This window comes from Winogradskyella pelagia (genome assembly GCF_017581965.1).
GTDB classification, from domain to species: Bacteria; Bacteroidota; Bacteroidia; order Flavobacteriales; family Flavobacteriaceae; genus Winogradskyella; species Winogradskyella pelagia.
In genome coordinates, this window is the sequence record NZ_JAGEVF010000034.1 from 1 (window position 1) to 1,688 (window position 1,688).

General features: G+C 32.1%; 2 protein-coding genes. Both read left to right on the top strand.

The features are described 5' to 3' along the window. Positions 1–894 (top strand): hypothetical protein (locus J4050_RS15115; protein ID WP_208155454.1); only part of this gene is annotated, 894 nt, incomplete at its 5' end. Then, entirely contained in the window at positions 872–1,492 is a 621-nt protein-coding gene (locus J4050_RS15120; protein WP_208155455.1) for a hypothetical protein, read from the top strand. The genes J4050_RS15115 and J4050_RS15120, both read left to right, overlap by 23 nt. Positions 1,493–1,688 lie beyond the last annotated feature (196 nt).

The window sequence follows — 1,688 nt, forward strand, 5'->3', positions numbered from 1 at the left end:
GCGGAGCCAGATCTCCCAGACCCTATACCTGCAGTACCCTTTAACACCCACCAAGAACAGATTATTAACTGCCTTGGCCATGCAGATGTTAACAGTGGAGATACCTTTGACCCCAATTTGGTCTACGCGCTCAATAGGGTGGAGAGTGAGATTATTGCCAATTACCTTAATGACAACCAATGTAGCCAACAAGCGCAAGCATTTACGATTGAGGCCCTAAATCTAGATAATGGTGGTGAAGTGGATTTTGAAAATGAAATTATGAAAGACCCTTCATTTGTTGGTACTAAAGAAGATTGTGTACTCAATGAACTTATCTCCAGTGGAAACAATCTATTTAAACGACTAAGTAATGCCTTTACTGATAACAAAAGTAAATTTAAATTGAAATTTACAACATTTACCGAAAATTCAGGTGCTGTTTTTAGAACAACTCCACCTGATGCAAATAATATTGTTGAAATAAAATTAAATTTGACACAGGCAAATGGAAGGTCTATTGATATTGCGGCAGCAATACTTCATGAAACAATCCATGCAGAGCTGCATAGAATTTATATATCTAATAATGCTCCTCCATATAATTATTCTCAAGAGAGATTTAATTGGCTTAAAAGAATGTATGAATATTATCAAGATATAAACCCAAAAACAGCTACTACAAATGCTCAACATTTCTATATGGCTCAGTACTTTATAACACCCCTAAGGGATGCAATAAGAGAATATGACTCATTTTCTCAGACTCCTGAGCACTATAAATACCTAGCATGGGATGGATTACAACTATATGGAATCCAATCTAACCTAGTAACACAGGATGAACTTAATGATTTTGAGAACCTAACTTCAATACTTTATAATGATAATTATGAAAGCAGTTGTAACAATTAAGAATAATATCTTATTGATAAGAGTTTTAATCTTAATTACATTTTTAAACGTATCGTGTAATAAGCATAAGAAGATTAATTATTACCCAAGGAGTCTGAAAAATGAAGTCTTGAAATATGATATTAATGATTCCTTTGTAAATGATAATTTAATCACAAAAGACTTAAAAGAAATTACGAAAAAACCTCAAAATAATGTTCCCTATTTTAAAATAGAAGATGATTCCACAATAAACTATGTTCAATTGGCGCTTTTTTGGAATAGCCACAGTAAATACTTTGATAACTTACATATCAATTCAGATTCAATTTGGTTTAAAGGAAATCATTCATTAGGAAAACTCGATTCAATTTTACCTTTGCACTATTTCAACTATGGTAAACTTCACTATGCCTCTAAAAATCCACAACGAGCCTCTATAATGATAAAAGTAGATACCACAAGTAAGTTGAAGGATTTAGAGACAAAATATTCTAAAATACTAAATTCTTATAAGAAATCAATCGAAGGTAAAAACGATTCTACAGATTTATTAATAAAGTGGAACTTTTTAAATTTTATTTCACCACCCCCTCCACCACCAAGTAAAAAAGATTAAAACAAAAACCCCTTCCAGAATCTGGAAGGGGTTTTTGTTAATAGATATTATCTGATTTTGTTACCATCTTTGTCAAAGAACGCCTTCCCAAACTCAAAGGGCTTATTTTAAAATAGGTCCTTTTTTTGTGCCGCCTTTTAATTGATTACGGAAAAACCGTAAAAGTAATTGCAAATGTTCCTCCATTTTAACATTC

Excerpts from the sequence above, each read along its gene's own strand:
- J4050_RS15120 (WP_208155455.1), top strand. The coding sequence starts at position 872 with ATGAAAGCAGTTGTAACAATTAAGAATAATATCTTATTGATAAGAGTT.